The 16,558-nt window shown below is 62.2% G+C and carries 15 protein-coding genes; 7 read left to right on the plus strand and 8 right to left on the minus strand.

The genetic code is table 11. The features are described 5' to 3' along the window. Positions 1 to 512: 512 nt before the first annotated feature. Positions 513 to 947, minus strand: a complete 435-nt coding sequence (gene hpaR, locus ACXAC3_RS02825) for a homoprotocatechuate degradation operon regulator HpaR (RefSeq protein ID WP_475155942.1) — start codon at positions 945 to 947, stop codon at positions 513 to 515. Between hpaR and ACXAC3_RS02830 the strand changes: the two genes are divergently transcribed. The 3 genes from ACXAC3_RS02830 (at position 877) to ACXAC3_RS02840 (ending at position 3,376) form a co-directional block, all read left to right on the plus strand. Then, positions 877 to 1,074 (plus strand): hypothetical protein, encoded by a 198-nt coding sequence (locus ACXAC3_RS02830; protein WP_475163490.1) that lies wholly within the window; start codon positions 877 to 879, stop codon positions 1,072 to 1,074. The two genes, hpaR and ACXAC3_RS02830, sit on opposite strands and share 71 nt — an antisense overlap. Positions 1,075 to 1,182: 108 nt before the next feature. Beyond that, the gene (locus ACXAC3_RS02835) at positions 1,183 to 2,604 is read left to right on the plus strand and encodes a pyridoxal phosphate-dependent decarboxylase family protein (RefSeq protein ID WP_475155946.1); all 1,422 of its coding nucleotides are present in this window, start codon (positions 1,183 to 1,185) and stop codon (positions 2,602 to 2,604) included. A gap of 1 nt (position 2,605) precedes the next feature. Beyond that, positions 2,606 to 3,376 (plus strand): HpcH/HpaI aldolase family protein, encoded by a 771-nt coding sequence (locus tag ACXAC3_RS02840; RefSeq protein WP_475155950.1) that lies wholly within the window; start codon positions 2,606 to 2,608, stop codon positions 3,374 to 3,376. 4 nt (positions 3,377 to 3,380) lie between these two features. On the opposite strand, the gene ACXAC3_RS02845 is transcribed toward ACXAC3_RS02840, so the two are convergent. Continuing rightward, entirely contained in the window at positions 3,381 to 4,523 is a 1,143-nt protein-coding gene (locus ACXAC3_RS02845; RefSeq protein ID WP_475155954.1) for a DUF3095 domain-containing protein, read from the minus strand. A 140-nt stretch (positions 4,524 to 4,663) separates the two neighbouring features. Between ACXAC3_RS02845 and ACXAC3_RS02850 the strand changes: the two genes are divergently transcribed. The 4 genes from ACXAC3_RS02850 to ACXAC3_RS02865 all read left to right on the plus strand — a co-directional run bounded on the left by ACXAC3_RS02850 (position 4,664) and on the right by ACXAC3_RS02865 (position 9,077). Next, positions 4,664 to 5,836 carry an MFS transporter gene (locus tag ACXAC3_RS02850; RefSeq protein WP_475155957.1) on the plus strand — a complete coding sequence of 391 codons (1,173 nt, stop codon included), beginning with the start codon at positions 4,664 to 4,666 and terminating at the stop codon, positions 5,834 to 5,836. 23 nt (positions 5,837 to 5,859) lie between these two features. Then, complete coding sequence (locus tag ACXAC3_RS02855; protein ID WP_475155961.1) at positions 5,860 to 6,891, plus strand: glycosyltransferase family 4 protein; 1,032 nt, start codon at positions 5,860 to 5,862, stop codon at positions 6,889 to 6,891. Between the two features lie 103 nt (positions 6,892 to 6,994). After that, entirely contained in the window at positions 6,995 to 8,017 is a 1,023-nt protein-coding gene (locus ACXAC3_RS02860) for an aspartate-semialdehyde dehydrogenase (RefSeq protein ID WP_475155964.1), read from the plus strand. A 220-nt stretch (positions 8,018 to 8,237) separates the two neighbouring features. Continuing rightward, the gene (locus tag ACXAC3_RS02865; protein ID WP_475155969.1) at positions 8,238 to 9,077 is read left to right on the plus strand and encodes a transporter family protein; all 840 of its coding nucleotides are present in this window, start codon (positions 8,238 to 8,240) and stop codon (positions 9,075 to 9,077) included. Positions 9,078 to 9,162: 85 nt separating this feature from the next. On the opposite strand, the gene ACXAC3_RS02870 is transcribed toward ACXAC3_RS02865, so the two are convergent. The 6 genes from ACXAC3_RS02870 to ACXAC3_RS02895 all read right to left on the minus strand — a co-directional run bounded on the left by ACXAC3_RS02870 (position 9,163) and on the right by ACXAC3_RS02895 (position 16,478). Next, positions 9,163 to 10,209 (minus strand): ABC transporter ATP-binding protein, encoded by a 1,047-nt coding sequence (locus ACXAC3_RS02870; protein WP_475155973.1) that lies wholly within the window; start codon positions 10,207 to 10,209, stop codon positions 9,163 to 9,165. Beyond that, positions 10,209 to 11,456, minus strand: coding sequence for an MGH1-like glycoside hydrolase domain-containing protein (locus ACXAC3_RS02875; RefSeq protein ID WP_475155977.1), 1,248 nt, complete (start codon positions 11,454 to 11,456; stop codon positions 10,209 to 10,211). Before ACXAC3_RS02875 ends, ACXAC3_RS02870 begins: the two co-directional genes overlap by 1 nt. A gap of 5 nt (positions 11,457 to 11,461) precedes the next feature. Continuing rightward, a complete protein-coding gene (locus ACXAC3_RS02880; RefSeq protein ID WP_475155979.1) occupies positions 11,462 to 12,670 on the minus strand; it encodes a carbohydrate ABC transporter permease in 1,209 nt (402 codons plus the stop codon). Next, the gene (locus ACXAC3_RS02885; protein WP_475155982.1) at positions 12,670 to 13,905 is read right to left on the minus strand and encodes a carbohydrate ABC transporter permease; all 1,236 of its coding nucleotides are present in this window, start codon (positions 13,903 to 13,905) and stop codon (positions 12,670 to 12,672) included. The genes ACXAC3_RS02880 and ACXAC3_RS02885 overlap by 1 nt, the downstream gene beginning before the upstream one ends. Before the next feature lie 63 nt (positions 13,906 to 13,968). Then, positions 13,969 to 15,324, minus strand: a complete 1,356-nt coding sequence (locus ACXAC3_RS02890; protein ID WP_475155984.1) for an ABC transporter substrate-binding protein — start codon at positions 15,322 to 15,324, stop codon at positions 13,969 to 13,971. Next, entirely contained in the window at positions 15,321 to 16,478 is a 1,158-nt protein-coding gene (locus ACXAC3_RS02895) for a LacI family DNA-binding transcriptional regulator (RefSeq protein WP_475155986.1), read from the minus strand. Before ACXAC3_RS02895 ends, ACXAC3_RS02890 begins: the two co-directional genes overlap by 4 nt. Positions 16,479 to 16,558: the final 80 nt, after the last annotated feature.

The raw sequence follows: 16,558 nt of genomic DNA on the forward strand, positions 1-16,558 counted from the left end.
CCCGGGCAAGCCTTCTCAACCGCTTCCCGCTTGACCGGGCCGGTGCAGGCCCTTAGCGCGGCGCGCAAGCCCGCCATCCGTACCTGCGAGGACGTGATCAGGACGTGTTCACAATTGGATGGCCGTGTCTTGAAAAACCCCCATCTGCTCTAGCTTCTTGTGGTACGGGACGGTTTGCCCCGCGTAAACCGGGGCCTGGCGCGCCTCGGACACCACTCACTTGTTCGGTGGGCACACCATGTCCGCCGTAACCTGAAGACACTCACCACCGCTGAATTGTGGCGGAAACGGGTGCAAATGTTTCGGAGAACTAAGGCCAAAGATGCTGCCCCCAATAAGTCTTTGTGCCAATAGCGGGCCTAATTTTCAGGCTGGCACGTTCTCTGAACACAGGTCGGATCGCCGACAACATCCGGCGTAACCGGCCTCTGGCCAGGCGAATAATCCAGTGCAGGTCTGGCCGCCCCGCCGGGGAATGCCTGTTGTCTCTCCGGCGGGGTTTGATCCTGCACTCAGGGCTTCAAGTCACGCAAATCGTTCAGCAGGTCCAGCAGCGCCTCATGGCGGTCCGGTCCCAGCTGAGAGCGAATGTCCTCGGCCAGACGGATCGTTACCTGGATATTGTCGCGGATGATCTGTTCACCTTTTGCGGTGATATCGACAATCTGGCGGCGCTTGTCGCAGGGGTGCACGCGCCGCTGGATCAGTCCCTTGATCTCAAGCTTTTGCAGGATACGGGTCAGGCTGGGCAGCAAAAGACAGGCCCGGTCGGCAAGGTGTGTCGGCTCTTGCGGGCCTTCTTCGTTGAGAACACGCAAAACGCGCCATTGCTGTTCGGTCACCCCCGCATCTGCAAGCATCCTGCGGATGGGACCCATGACCCGTTCCCGTGCCCGCAACAACGCTATGGGCAACGAGCGTGACGTCATCGGTAAATCACTGGTCATATTAAATATTGTACGAAATCCGGCGGTTGTGCAACTGGCCAATCCTTTTCCGCCCTTCAAATCGCCCGTTTTCCCTTTGTTAGTGTCTATGTCATCAATCAGACGTGATGCGACCGGTCCGGCCTGAACATGGCTGCCTGCAAATGTCGTTGACCTTCACCGGCGAATGCCCATCACTGGCAGAAGCAGATTATCTGCGCCGGGCGCAGTCCCGGCCAAAATACCGAGGGTCATGATGAAGTGGGACGAATTCGCCGACTGGGGCAAGATGGTTGCCGAGTGGACGCAGGATTATCACCTGACCGTTGGGGACAGACCGGTGCGCGCCCGGTCGCAGCCGGGGGATATTCTGAACGCCCTGCCCGCTGAACCGCCCGAGCAGGCGCAGGCGATCGAGGATATCTTTCGCGATTTCGAACAGATCGTGATGCCCGGGATCACCCATTGGCAACACCCCCGTTTCTTCGCCTATTTCAACTCGAACGCATCCGCGCCCTCGGTGCTGGCCGAGTTTCTGGCCAGCGCCATCGCACCGCAATGCATGCTGTGGCAGACCTCACCCGCCGCGACCGAGATGGAAACGCGGATGATGGACTGGTTGCGCCATGCGCTGGACCTGCCGCCGGGGTTTTCCGGCGTCATTCAGGATTCGGCCTCGTCTGCCACTCTGGCCGCCGTGCTGACCATGCGGGAAAAGGCGCTTGCATGGCAGGGCAATCAGCAGGGGTTGTTCGGCCGGAAACCGCTGCGCATCTATTGCTCGGCCGAGGTTCACACCTCGGTGGACCGCGCCATCTGGATTGCTGGGATCGGGCAGGACAACCTGGTGCGCATCCCATCGAAAGGACCCTGGCGCGGGATGGACCCCGCAGCGCTGGAAGCGGCGATTCAATCTGATTTAGAGTCTGGTTTTCAGCCAGCGGGCATCATTCCCTGCGTCGGCGGAACCAGTATCGGCGCAACGGATCCGGTGGCCGAGTGCCTGCAGATCGCGGCCCAGTACGGGCTGTATTCCCATGTTGACGCGGCCTGGGCCGGATCGGCGATGATCTGCCCCGAGTACCGGCATTACTGGGCCGGGATCGAGCAGGCGGACAGCATCGTCTTCAACCCGCATAAATGGCTGGGCGTGCAGTTCGATTGCTGCGCTCATTTCCTGAAAGACCCCGATGATCTGGTACGGACACTGGCAATCAGCCCGGAATTCCTGAAAACCCATGGCAAGGACGGGATCATCAACTATTCAGAATGGTCCGTCCCGCTGGGCCGCAGGTTCCGGGCACTGAAACTGTGGTTCGTGATACGGGCCTACGGGCTGGAAGACTTGCGCGCGCGCCTGCGCAATCACGTGAACTGGTCGGTTGACCTGCATGACCGGCTGGGCGCCGAGCCGGATTTCGAAATCATCACCCCGCCCATGTGGTCCCTGTGGACCTTCCGTTACGCCCCTGCCGGGGTCCCCGATCTGGACGATCTGAACCTGCGGCTGGTAAACGCCATCAATGACGATGGCCGCATCTACCTGACCCAGACCCGCGTTGACGGCAACCTTGTGATCCGTTTTCAGGCCGGTCAGTTCGAAACGACCGAGGATGACGTCCGGATGGCCTATGATGTAATCACAGACATCGCCCGCTCATTACCCCAGAGGTCCTGACATGCCTGCACCCATCAATGAATTCAAACGCTCTTTGCTGAACGGCGACCGGCTGATCGGCTGCTGGTCCAGCTTTGCCGAGGCGGTCACCGCCGAGATCATGGGCACCGCCGGGTTCGACTGGCTGGTGATTGATGGCGAGCACGCGCCGAACGATATCCGCTCGGTCCGCGATCAGCTGATGGCGCTGTCGCACAGCCCGTCCCATCCGGTGGTGCGGGTGCCGGTGGGGGACACGGCCCTGATCAAGATGGTGCTGGATGCGGGTGCGCAAACGATCCTGGTGCCGATGGTGGACAGTGCCGAACAGGCACGCGGGCTGGTACGCGCCTGCCGCTATCCGCCCGACGGCGTGCGCGGGGTGGGCGCGATGGCTTCGCGCGCGACGCAGTACGGAACCACTGCGGAATATATTCAGACCGCGGACGCGCAGATCTGCCTGCTGGTGCAGGTGGAAAACCGTGCCGGCATGGCCGCGCTGGACGATATTCTGAAGGTCGAGGGCGTCGACGGGGTGTTCATCGGTCCGGCGGACCTGTCCACCGATATGGGCTTTCAGGGCAACAGCGCCGCGCCCGAAGTCCGCGCCGCCATTGCCGACGCGATGGTGCGGATCAGGGCCGCAGGCAAGGCACCCGGCATTCTGGGCACCAATGATGAGGCGATCCAGGCCCATCTGGGCATGGGCGCGCAGTTTCTGGCAGTGGGGATCGACGTGATGCTGCTGGCCCAGGCGGCGCGGGCGCTGGCCGCAAAGTGGAAGGCGAAATAGCGGGTCAGCCCTGCATGGCGGCAGCGGCCTGCGCGTAACCGCCCGAGGCCCCGTCGACGAAATGCACATGATCGTCGCGTGTGGCCGATGGCACAAAACAGGTCATCATCGCCTCATCCTGCGCATGCAGGCCGTACCGGATCTTGCCCTGCCCACGGGCCCGTTCCAGCACCATCCGGATCTGCGCCAGCGTCTCCGGGTCGCAGTCCAGCGTCATTTTCAGCCCGTCATCGAATTTGCGGAAGTCGGCATTGCGGCTGACCATGCGCTTGTAATGCTCGGGCTCGAAACTGCCCAGCCGTTTGCCCGTCTGGAACAGCAACGCAATCAGCAGGTTCTGGCCCAGCAGCAAGAGCTTCTGCAACAGCAGATTGCGACTGCCGCGCGAGACGTGGGCGTCGATGTCGATGCCCGGCGGCGGCCAGCCCATTGGCGGACCGTTTTCCGCAACCGGGTGTCCGGCGCGCTCCAGCCCTTCGGAAGCAGCCAGAACCAGATGCGCCAGGTCGGCAAAATCTGCCTCGGTCGCCTGCGGCGTCGGCTGCACCACGACCGAAACGATCCGGCCATGCCGTGCCGGGCTGTTCGACCAGCGGCAGGACAGGCCGGTCAGGTCCGGCAACGCGCCCGGTTCGGCCGCCGGCACCATGAAGTCTCCGGCCTTCATCCGCGCCTCGGCCCAGGCCAGCCCCCCGCCCGAGAACATGGCGTAATCCACCCCGTTCGAGGGCGCGTACCGGGCCACGCGCAGGTCCTTGCCGGCCAGGCGCAGTTCAGCCACGGGCACAATCGCCCCGCGCAGCGCGATGGCAAACTCCTCTTCGGCCCAGCGCCGCAGGTCGGCCAGAACGGTGCGCGCGGCGTCGGCGGCGCCTGCGGGCACCGCAAAGGCCGCGCCGTCGCCGCCAAAGACGTAAGGAAATTCTTTGCCCTCCAGCGCGTTGATCATGGCCGATATCACCGCAGCTCCGACCGTGTTCACCGTCTTGTATCGACCCTTGGCAATTTCACCGGTGGAATCGACGATATCAGCGACGCCCAGCACCCAGTCGTCAGGCACCGCCGTAAACCGCGCAGGTTCCGCAAGACGGGTGAAATCCCGCTGCAACGGAAGGCTGTCGTAAAAATCGGCCTGGGCGTCTTTCATCGGCACCTCGGGTTGATGGTTAAGATCAAAGATAGCCCGAATGTGATGGCTGTCTGTGGAAATCATCACAGCACACGCGCTTGTGCGAAACTCTGCCACGTGCCAAGCATTGCCCGCAGGTCGCGGAAGAGGGACGGTTCATGAAGGCAGGTTTGGTGGTCTTGTGTCTGGGCTATGTGCTCAGCCAGTTTTTCCGCGCCTTTCTGGCGGTGCTGAGCGTTGATCTGGGTCGGGACATCGGCGCCACGCCCGAGGATCTGGCCTTTGCCTCGGGCCTCTGGTTTCTGGTCTTTGCGGCGATGCAACTGCCGGTGGGCTGGGCGCTGGACCGGGTCGGGCCACGCCTGACGGCGTCGGTTCTGCTGCTGGTCGGCGGCGCAGGTGGCGCGGCGCTGTTTGCCGTGGCGGGCACACCGTTTCACATCGCCATCGCTATGGGGCTGATCGGGGTCGGGTGCTCTCCGGTTTTGATGGCGTCCTATTACATCTTCGCGCGCGAATACCCGCCTGCGCGCTTTGCCACGCTGGCGGCGGTGATGCTGGGCGTCGGATCGGTCGGCAATCTGGTGGCCTCATACCCCACGGCACTGGCGGTTGAGCTGATGGGCTGGCGGGCCACGATGGGAACGCTGGCAGTGGTCTCGGCGGCGATTGCGCTGGGCATCTGGATCACCGTGCACGATCCCGAAAAGGTCAAGACCGAATACAGGGGATCCGTGCTGGACCTGCTGAGGGAACCCGCCCTGTGGGCGATCCTGCCGCTGATGCTGGTCGCCTATGCCCCATCGGCCGCCACACGCGGGCTGTGGGCCGGGCCCTATCTGAGCGATATCTTCGCGCTCAGCACCACCCAGATCGGAACCGCAACGCTGATCATGGGGGCGGCGATGATTGCCGGGACGTTTGCGTATGGGCCGCTGGACCGCCTGATGGGTACGCGGAAATGGGTGATCTTCGGCGGCAACGCGCTGGGCACGGCGGCATTGGTTCTGTTGTGTCTGTGGATCGACAGCGCGGTCTGGCTGGCGGTGCTGCTGATGGCGGTGATCGGGTTCATGGGGGCCAGCTTTCCAGTCATCATGGCACATGGCCGCGCCTTCGTGCCGCCGCATCTGGTCGGGCGCGGCATGACCCTGCTGAACCTCTTTGGCATCGGCGGCGTGGGCCTTGCCCAGTTTGTCACCGGTCGCATCCATGCCGCCACGGTGGACATCAGCCCGACCGCGCCCTACACAGCGATATTCGGCTTTTTCGCGGTCACGCTTGCCATCGGCTGCGTAATCTACCTTTTCAGCCGCGACAGCGTCGACTGACGCTGCAACCGTCAGGAGCGTCCATGTCCGACCCGCGCGTCATTGCCCCCAATCTCAAACGCAGGCTTTCGGGCGTGACGGCGACGATTGCGCGGCTGGTGCCGCTGCAGGTGCGATGGATCGATATCGCCGCCACCGGGCCGGGCTTGCCTGCGGACATCCCGCATATCCCGCTGGGCCGCCTGCCGTTCCTGTCGCGCAAAACCCTGCGCGTCTGGCACGCACGGCGAAACACCGAGATGCTGCTGGGTCTGATCCTGCGCAACATCTTCCGATTGCGGCTGAAACTGCTGTTCACCAGCGCCTCGCAACGGGCCCATACCGGTTATACCAAATGGCTGATCGACAGGATGGATGCGGTGGTGGCGACCTCGCGCAAGACCGCCGGCTATCTTGAGCGCGATGCGCAGGTGATCATGCACGGCATCAACCTGCAGGATTTCACGCCACCCGAGGACAAAGCCGCCGTTCGCGCCCGTCTGGGGCTGCCTGACGGTCTGCTGCTGGGCTGCTATGGCCGCATCCGCCACCAAAAAGGCACCGACGCTTTTGTCGACGCGATGATCGACCTGTGCGGGCGCTTCGATGACGTCCACGGTATCGTGATGGGCCGCGCGACCGAGAAACACACAGCCTTTCTGGCCGAGCTGAAAGACAAGGTCGCCAGGGCGGGTCTGTCCGACCGCATCCTGTTCATGCCCGAGGTCACCGTGGATCAGATCGCCGAATGGTATCAGGTGCTGGATCTCTTCATCGCCCCGCAACGCTGGGAAGGCTTCGGCCTGACCCCGTTGGAAGCGATGGCCTGCGGTGTGCCGGTCGTGGCCACCGATGTTGGTGCGTTTTCCGAGATCGTCACCGACCCGTCGCTGGGCCGCGTGGTGGAACCTGGCGATATCCCTGCGCTGGCTGACGCCGCTGCCGACATGCTGTCCGACCGCGATTCCCTGTCGCACTCGGGCACCGCCGCCCGCAGCCATGTCGAGCAGAATTTCGATATCAACGGCGAGGCCAAGACCCTGGTCGCCCTGTATGAATGGCTTCTGGCGGATTGATCCGCTTCAATTCGCCGTCAATCGCGGAATTCGGTGCCGAAAACCCTTTTTTCTTCGCTGCAACGCGGCTATGAACGCGCGTCCTTAACTTTGGAGACATGAAATGGGCTATCGCGTCGTCGTCGTCGGCGCCACGGGTAACGTGGGCCGCGAAATGCTGAACATCCTGGCGGAACGCCAGTTCCCGGTCGATGAACTTGCCGCTCTGGCAAGCCGTCGTTCGCTGGGCACCGAGGTAAGCTTTGGCGACAAGACACTCACGACCAAGGACCTGGACACGTTCGATTTCACCGGCTGGGACATGGCGCTGTTTGCCGTGGGGTCCGAGGCGACCAAGGTTTACGCCCCCAAGGCGGCCGCGGCCGGATGTGTGGTGATCGACAACTCGTCGCTCTATCGCTATGACCCGGACATTCCGCTGATCGTGCCGGAATGTAACCCGCAGGCGATTCACGACTACAAGAACAAGAACATCATCGCCAACCCCAACTGCTCGACCGCGCAGATGGTTGTCGCGCTGAAGCCGTTGCACGACCGCGCCAGGATCAAGCGCGTTGTCGTATCGACCTACCAGTCGGTTTCGGGCGCGGGCAAAGAGGGCATGGATGAGCTTTGGGATCAGACCAAAGCCATCTACAACCCGACCACTGAGGTTGAGCCGAAGAAGTTCCAGAAACAGATCGCCTTCAACGTCATTCCGCAGATCGACGTCTTCATGGAAGACGGCTCGACCAAGGAAGAATGGAAGATGGTTGTCGAGACCAAGAAGATCGTCGATCCGTCGATCAAGGTTACGGCCACCTGCGTCCGCGTGCCGGTCTTCGTCGGCCATTCCGAGGCCGTGAATATCGAGTTCGAGGAATTCCTGGACGAAGACGAAGCCCGCGACATCCTGCGCGAGGCACCGGGCATCATGGTGATCGACAAGCGCGAAGAGGGTGGCTACGTCTCACCAATCGAATGCGCGGGTGATTTCGCCACCTTCATCAGCCGTATCCGTCAGGATTCGACCGTCGAAAATGGTATCAACCTGTGGTGCGTCTCGGACAACCTGCGCAAGGGCGCGGCCCTGAACGCCGTGCAGATCGCCGAGCTGCTGGGCCGTGAGGTTCTGAAAAAGGGCTGAGACAAATCCCCGAAGACCAACGAAACCCCGCCAGACCAATAGCGGGGTTTTTTTGTTTTGTGGCCGCGCCGGCCGTTCGGTTCGCTCGCCTTCGTCCATAGCCATAGTGCCGGATCGCCACATCCCGGAACTATTTTGAACGTCGCTTAACTGTCTGTCCTTTCCGGATTCTACACTCAGCTCAATTACTTAGGTCGGGTGACTTTCAGGAAGTGATGTCATGAGCGTTTCTGCGCGTGTATTTTCAACATGTCTTTGCCTGGTCGCGGGCATTGCAAACGCCCAAAGCAATGACGAGGCCGCTGAGATCGCCAAGGACCTTGCCAACCCGTTTGCCGATCTGATTGCCCTGCCTCTGGTCGTGGAACATACGCGCAATATCGGGTCCGCTGACGGGCACAACACCTCGCTCAGCTTTCAGCCGATCTATCCGTTTACCCTGAATGCCAACTATACGCTAACGACCCGAACGATCATTCCGCTGGAATGGCAAAATGACATCGCCGGGAATTCCGGCTCTCAATTCGGGCTGGGGGATATCGAACAAGGGTTCTTCATCGCCCCCAATGCACGGGAAACACGGCTTGGCGATTACTCGGTTGGCGCGGGTCTGCAGGTGACCTGGCCGACCAGTACGGATCGCCTGCTCGGGTTGGGAACGCTGGCCGTGGGCCCGACCGCAGCGGCGCTGATCCAGAAAAACGGCTGGACCTATGGCGGGCTGGTCACCCAGCAATGGGGCGTGCTGGAAACCCGGAACAACGTGCCGGAGGTGAATACGACGTTTCTGGAACCGTTTCTGTCTTACACCAACGCCAGCCAGTGGACGTTTTCCACGTTTTCGGAAAGCGAATATGACTGGACGGCAAGCGAATGGTGGGTTCCGGTCACCGTCGAAGCCGGCAAGCTGGTGCAGTTCGGACAGGTCCCGATCCAGATCCTTGGCGGAGTGACCTATTGGGCCGACAGCCCGCCGGGCGGCCCGGACGGTGTCGCGTTTCGTCTGGAAACGACGCTTGTTATGCCAAAGGACTGGCGCAAGTTCAGCGGGAAGAATTAAGGCGCCTATCCTGCACAATTTTTGCGGTGACTGACAAGGCCAGTTGGGTGTGGTGCAGGCAGATCCGGCACCACCCCGAACCGCTTTACAACGCCTGCCCTTCTGCATCGAAGAATTGCAGTTTCTCCGGCGCGAAATGCAGGCCGATTTTGGTGCCGGGCTTCAGGTCGGTGTCGCCGCCAAGGCGGACGGTGACCATTTCCCCGGTGCCACAATCGACGATAACGAACATATCGGCGCCCAGATATTCGACCACCTCGACCATACCGTCGCTGTGTCCCGCGCCGGGTTCGACGACACTGATATGTTCCGGGCGAATGCCCAGTTTAGTGGCCGCGCCCGCCCGGTCAAATGGACCGCTGCCGCCGTTTTCCAGCTGGAACCGGTCCCCGGACACGGTACAGGGCAGGACGTTCATCTTCGGGCTGCCGATGAACTGCGCCACGAACAGATTGGCCGGGCGTTCATACAGTTCGCGCGGGGTGCCAACCTGGGCGATCTTGCCGAATTCCAGTACCACGATGCGGTCGGCCAGTGTCATCGCCTCGACCTGATCGTGGGTCACGTAGATCATCGTGCGGTTCAGGCTCTGGTGCAGCTTGGCGATCTCATAGCGCATTTCGACCCGCAGGGCGGCGTCGAGATTCGACAGCGGCTCGTCGAACAGGAACGCGGTGGGGTCGCGCACGATAGACCGGCCGATCGCCACCCGCTGCCGCTGACCGCCGGACAGATCCTTGGGGCGGCGTTCCAGATAGGGGTCGAGTTTCAGGACCTCGGCCGCCTTGCCCACACGTTCGGCGATCTCGGTTTTGGCGACGCCCGCCACCTTCAGCGAAAAGCCCATATTCTCGGCCACGGTCAGGTGGGGATAAAGCGCGTAGGACTGGAACACCATGGTCAGACCGCGTTTTGACGGCGGGTGATCGGTGACATCCTGACCGTTGATCAGAAGCGACCCGCGCGAGATATCCTCAAGCCCGCCGATCATCCGCAGCAGGGTGGATTTGCCACAGCCCGACGGGCCCACAAAGACGACAAACTCGCCTTCTTCGATCTGCAGGTCGATGCCTTTGATCACCTGCGCGACGCCGAACCATTTTTCGACGGCTTTGAGTTCGATACTGCCCATCAGTTCCTCCCTGCCCAGTGGAGCCACACTGCGGCCGTCCACGTAAACGAATTGCCACCGGCGGGGCCGCCGGTCATCGGGTCGTAATATTCGGCGAAACCGTTGCCCGCGATCAGGCGCGCGGTTTTCAGGCGCAGGGCTTCGGCTTCGACACCGTGGCCCATTTCATCCAGGCCTATGCCGGCCATCATGTTCATGAACGCCCAGGTCGGCCCGCGCCAATACCGGCGCGCGTCAAATTTGGGCATGTCCGGATCATAGCTGGGGATCGGATGCGGAACCGTGGTCAGAATCGTCTTGAGACGTTCCAGCATCCGTTCGGATTCCAGCCCCGCGTACCAGCACAGGTAGCTTGCGTTAGAGACGCTTTCGGCCCATGCCCCGGTATGTGCATCGCGCGCGTCAAAGGCGCCCAGCGCGTCGTTCCACAGCGACCCGGCCCCGGCTTCGAGCCGGGCAATGTCGCGGCGCAGATCAGCGGCCTCAAGCCCAAGTTCCGTGCTGATGACCAACAGGTCGCGGGCGGCGCGCAGGGTGGTGAAACTCATCGTCGGGTCAGCGACGCGAAACGGGTTGAGGTCCAGCAATTTCTGCTGATCCCAGCCGGCCCGCTGCCCGATCTGAACCAGTTTGATATAGCGGTCATAGTCATATTTGGTCGGCCGGTCGGCACTGTTGACATGGCCGGTGTCGCGGCGCTGATATTCGCCCACATCCGAGGCGTCGATGCCCGCCATTGCCCCGTCCCAATCGGGGGCATTGTCGCGCCCGGCCTCCCACGGATGGGTGGTGCAGACCGCGCCCTGATCATCCAGACGCCATTTCATGATCCAGCGGTGCCAGGCCAGCATGGCGGGAAACAGCGCCCGCAAACGCGCGGTGCCGGCGTCCCGATCCGTGTCCCAGATCCGCCGCGCCATGGTGGCGGCGATCGGCGGCTGGGTCACGCCAGAGGACGGAATCGGCCCGGTGCCGCCCCAGACATCGGGGCCGGGAAAGTACCCCGGATCGGGCTTGTGGAACAGGATGTGAGGGACCATGCCGTCCTCCCACTGGCCCGAGAACAGTGTCTCAAGCTCGGTCCAGGCACGGTCGATGTCGAATTCGGCAAAGCCCAGCGCCGCGACCGCGCTGTCCCAGTTCCACTGATAGGGGTACAGGCCGCTGGTCGGGATCGTATAGCCGCCCCGATCATTGGCAATCAGGATGTTGCGGGCCGATTCACTCGGCGTTGTATGGTGGTTCATATCAGTCATCCTTTGACCGACCCTGCCGTCAGGCCTTTGGTCATGAAACGTTCAAGCCCCAGGAACAGGGCCATGATCGGCACGGTGGCGATCACTGCCCCGGCCATCAGGTGCTGGCGGGGAATTTCCGAGGAGTTCAGCATCGTGACCCCACGGGTCAGGGTGAATTTCGACGGGTCGTCCAGCAGCATGAACGCCAGCAGGAATTCATTCCAGGCGATCATGAAGACATAGAGCGACACCGACGCCAGCGCCGGCAGGCTGAGTGGCAGCGTGATCTTCCAGATCACCGAGATACGCGAGAGGCCATCCATCAGACCAGCCTCTTCCACCTCGGTCGGCAGACCGCGGAAATAGCCCTGCAGCATATAAAGCGCGACCGGGATCGTCGTGACCGGGTAGATCATCACGATCCCCAGGATCGAGTTGCGCAGCCCGGTCAGCGAGAAGGCGATATAGATCGGCAGCGCCAGCACGATCATCGGCACCATGTAGATCAGCAGGATCGAGCGCGAGAACACCTTTTGCCCCTGAAACCGGAACCGGGCCACCGCGTAGGCGCCGGGCACGCTGAAGGCCAGCGTGATGAACACGGTCAGGCACGAGACATAGAACGACGTCCACAGATAGGTGCCGAAATTGAAATCCCGGAACAGTTCCGTGTAGCTGCGGAACAGCGCCCAGCCCTGGGTCAAGTCGACCGAGAAATCCAGCGGGTTCTGCAACAGCGCCTGCTGCGATTTCAGGCTGGTCATCACCATCACGTAGAACGGAATGATGACGATGGCGGTGAAGAAGATATAGCCGAATCCGGTGCAGAACCGGATCACCGCGTCCTCGTATTCGTGGCGGGTGAGCTCGCCAAAAGGCAGTTCCTTCAGGATCTCGGCCATGGACACATGCATCACGGCCACCACTGCGACCACAGTGATCAGCGTCGCCTGCAGCGTGGTGTCCGACCCGATCAGGACCGGGCCAAAGCCGGTCAGGCAGGACAGGCCCAGCAGGGCCGACACCCCCAGACGGGCCGGGGCGTGGCGGGCCGGAAAGCGGACATAGACCAGACCGGCGACCGCCCCCCAGATCAGGCTCAGCAGCACTTGCGGACGAAACGCCGCGCCGGTGGCGAAGGACATGGTGACCGCGACGGTGGTGGCGATGACCACCAGCCAGAGCGCGCCCAGAACCGGGCCGGTTATAAACCCTTTGCGCATCACAATCCCTCCTCTCGGCTGATGAAGCGGAAAAAGAAGAAGCTGAAGGCAATCAGGCACATCAGGATCACCACGGCCACAGCCGCGCCCGCCCCGATGTTCGAGATCGCAAAGGCCTGTTCATAGACATTCACGGTCAGCGTGCGGGTGCCTGCATTGCCGCCGGTCAGCAGGAAAATGTCGTCGAACTTGTTGAAGGTCCAGATGAACCGCAACAGGAACAGCACCGACAGGATGCCCAGCAATTGGGGGATGCTCAGCAGCCAGAACTTCTGGAACGGCGATGCGCCATCCATATCCGCTGCTTCGTACATGCTGGAGTCGATGGACTGCATCCGCGCCAGAATGAACAGGAACGACAGTGGGAAATAGCGCCAGATCTCGAACACCGTGACCATGATCAGGGCCAGCGGGCGTTCGCCAAAGAAATTGATCGGGTCATTGCTCAGCCCCATCTGCACCAGCAGCGCGTTGGCGGATCCCGAAAACGGGTCGAACAGGGTGACCCAGGTAAAGGCCACGGCGATCACCGGCGCCACATAGGGAAACAGATACAGGCCCCGGATGATGCCCTGCCCGCGGAAGCTTTTGTTCAGCAGCAGGGCGGCAAACAGCCCCATGACCAGTGCACCGATCGTGCCGAACACGGTGTAAAACAGCGTCACCCAGAGAACGCCCCAGAACTCTGACCCGTCAAAGACGCGGGCAAAGTTTTCAAAGCTGAACTCAAAATTGGTCAGCACGTTCGGCCCGCTGCCGGTCACGTTGGGCTCGGAATCCTCGACCAGTTCCTCGATCACGTCCGGATCACCGTCGAGCGTGACCGGAATGCGGATGCGTTCGCGCTGACCGCCTTCCAGCGTGCCGAAGTCGCAAAACAGGTTCCGGCCGTCCAGAACACAGGGTGCAACGACGTCGCCCGTGGCCGTCACCTCATCGGGCAGCACATCGCTGAGGGTGACGCCGCCGATGGCGATTTCCTGGCTGGAGTTGCGCAGCCGGTACTCGATCCGAAGATCGTCGCCCGATCCACGCAGGCTTTCACGGACAACCGGCGCAGGCGGGCGCAGGTCGGACAGGGTAAAGGGCTTGAAGCTGATCCAGATGATCGCCAGCAGGGGCAGGATCACCACAAGCGAGACGCTGATCACGGTCGGAGCCAGCAGCGCCCAGGCCAGACGCGCCTCGCGTTTGGCTAGCGCCCCGGTTCCTGTCGGTGGGGTGGCCGAAGACATGGGGTACCTCAAAGGGTTGAGTGCAGCGGCGCAAACGCCGCTGCGAGTGCCGGTCGAGCGGGATTACTGGACCTTGGCGAGCTCTTCGTTCATGGCCGCAACGGCGGCGGCAGCATCGACTTCCTCGTCGATATACTGGCGGACGATCCGGTTGATGGCCTGGCTGTTGATCATTTTAGAAGCCAGCGACAGCTGTCCTTCAGACACGCCCCAGCGTTGCGCCACGTCCAGGCCGCCGACGATCTCGTCGATCATCGCCTGATCGTAAAGCTCGCCCAGCGGGGCCTTGCGGTCGACGCCGACGGGCAATTCGGCCCAGGCTTCGGCAAAGGCGGTGGGATTGTCAGCCGTACCGCGCCGGACCGGGAACTTGCCTTCCGGCGCAATTGCCAGCGTCTGGGTATAGCCGTCATCCATCGCGAATTTCACGAACTCCATGGCGGCGTCTGTATCGGCGTCACTGGTGATCCCGAAATACCGTACGTCACCCCAGGCCGCGCCATCCGGATTGGACGGGCCGGAAAAGTTGGTCACGATACCGGTCATCGAGGCCAGATCGCGCGATGTGGGATCGTCGTTGATGGTTGGCGGGGCACTGTCACGCAGGCCGGCCAGTTCGTCCAGAATGAAAGGCGACCAGATGATCATCGCCGCCTTGCCGTCAAAATACAGCTCGCGCGACTGTTTCCAGTACAGTTCTCCCGGAGGCGAAGCCTTGGCGATCGCCTTGTAGAAATCCAGAACTTCGGTGGTTTTGGCCTCGTCCAGCGGCTGGAAGCCGTCGGCGCTTACCGGGCTGACCCCGTTGGCCAGGAACACATGTTCCAGAACCTGGCTCATGAAGTTCTCGTCAACCTTGGTGGCGGCGACAAAGCCGTACATCTCGGGCGGGTTGTGCAGCGATTCCAGCGCCGCCAGAACGTTGCCAAAGGAATTGGGCGCCTCAAGCCCGGCGGCATCGAACAGGTCCTTGCGGTAGACCACCAACTGGGTCCAGCCATCGACTGGAACCGAGGCGGTTTCGCCGTTGAAGGCCGCCATCGCCAGCGCGCCGGGGGCAAATGTGTCCGTGCCCAGTTCCTCGATCACTTCGGTTGCGGCTTCGGTATCCAGAATGCCCGCCTCGGCCCAGGGCAGGGCGTATTGCAGCGTGTGATAGACCACATCCGGCAGGTCGCCGGCCGCAAAAGCCGCCGTGGCGCGGGTGCCCAGATCGCTTTCGGTGACGGGTATCACTTCGACCGTGGTGCCGGATTCCTCTTTGAACCTGTCCGCCATCTCCTGTTGCTTGGCCAGACGCTCGGGCTGTTCCTCGGTCGTCCAGAAGCGGATCGTATCCGCCTGAGCCGACAGCGCAGTCAGCGCCAGTGCCAGCGATGAACCCAGCATCAGCCGGGACGCTTTGGGTGTCAGTTTCATGGTCGGTCTCCTCCCCGATTATGATCGTTGACGTGTTGTATCTTTTGCGCCAGTTCCGCTGACGCGAGGCCGGGCGGCCCGTCCGAATCCCCTTCGATCAGGGTGGCTTCGGTCAGCTCGCGCAGGCTTGCGGGGTCCTCGCCCCGGATCTGCCGGATCAGCAAGGTCGCCAGCCGCTGCCCGGCCATGCGGGAATCAACGGCAAAGGTGGTCAGCGCCGGGCGCGCATAGCGACATTCCGGAATGCCGTCATAGCCGATGACCGACACATCGCGGCCGATCACCAGCCCCTGATCCCCGGCCGCGGAAAAGAAACCCAGCGCCGCCAGGTCCGTGGCAAAGACGATGGCCGTGGGCGGCTGTTCCAACTGCATAAGGGCCGTGGCCTGCGCGGCACCCTCGTCCCGCGTTCTGGCGCCATCCCGGATCAGATCCGGGTCGAATGGCAGGCCCGCCGCGCTCAGTCCGTCGGTATATCCGTCGCGGCGCAGGTGGCTGTAGTTGAACTTCAGATCGCTGCCGACATAGCCGATCCGTGTATGCCCGAACCCGGCCAGCCGCAGAACCGCCTTGCGCATCGCCAGCTCGCCCAAGATATCGAACCAAGATGTACCCTCATAGCTGTTCGGCTGCCCGTACCCCGTCCGCCCGTACAGGATATGCGGCACGTCCAGGTTGCGCAAAAGATCCGCGCGGGAATCCTTGACCAGCGTCCGTGGCAGGATGAAGCCGTCCGCCTTGCGTTCCTGATACAGCCGGCTGAGGACTTTCAGCGTATCGCGCTCAGATGTTGCCGTGGAAATCGTCATGGTCCAGTCTAACCCGCTGGCCGCCTCGCACGCGCCGGCCAGAAAGTCCTGCAGGAAGGGATTGTGCTGATCCGGCTCGTCGCTGTTCAGCACCATCGCAATTGCACGTACCTGTCCGGTTCGGATCGCCTGCGCGTGGCTCAACGGCCGATATCCCAGCTTGCGCGCTGCCGCCTTGACCCGGTTTCGCGTGACCTCGGAAATGTCCGGATAATCGTTCAGGGCGCGCGATACGGTGCTTTTTGAAAGGCCCAGATGCGCGGCCAATTCGTCCAGTTTGACCCGTCCGGATGCCCCCGGACGATTCGCCGAAGCGCGTGGCTGATATGAGAGATTCGCGGTCATTTGTTCCAATTGTTGTTGCCGAAACCGGTTTCGGCAACGAATAAGTTTAAAAAAGAGCAAGGGAGCCTCTATTTCGCTCT

It is taken from the genome of Ruegeria sp. ABV4_181, assembly GCF_056158465.1.